Source organism: Micromonospora sp. URMC 106, from assembly GCF_051386395.1.
GTDB lineage: Bacteria > Actinomycetota > Actinomycetes > Mycobacteriales > Micromonosporaceae > Micromonospora.
Map to the genome: position 1 here is coordinate 1 of NZ_JBPQTP010000267.1, position 327 is coordinate 327.

General features: G+C 77.4%; 1 protein-coding gene. It reads right to left on the reverse strand.

The features are described 5' to 3' along the window. The coding region (locus ACSNOB_RS32060; protein ID WP_436691198.1) for a LysM peptidoglycan-binding domain-containing protein at positions 1 to 327 on the reverse strand (327 nt) is incomplete at both ends.

Below are 327 nucleotides of genomic sequence, written 5' to 3' on the forward strand. Positions count from 1 at the left end.
CCTCCAGGTCGCGCGGATCCTCACCCACGGCTCGACCGTGCACGGCACGGCCGAGGTGGTGACGTGGGCCGGTGGCGTGCCGGCGGGCACCCCGGTCCTCGGCCTCCTGCGGGAGCTTCAGCAACTGGCCCGGGTGGATCCGGTCCGGGTCGGCGAGCCGGTTCAGCGCGGCCAGCTCGCGGTAGTCGCCGAAGTCGTCCAGGTAGCGCTGGGCGACGGTGCCCAGGTGGTCGCCCCGGGCGACCCGGTAGACCGCCGGGTCCCCGTCCGGGTCCGCCGCAACAGGCTGGACCGCCGGAGCGGCGCGGGTCACCGGCCCGGCCCGGC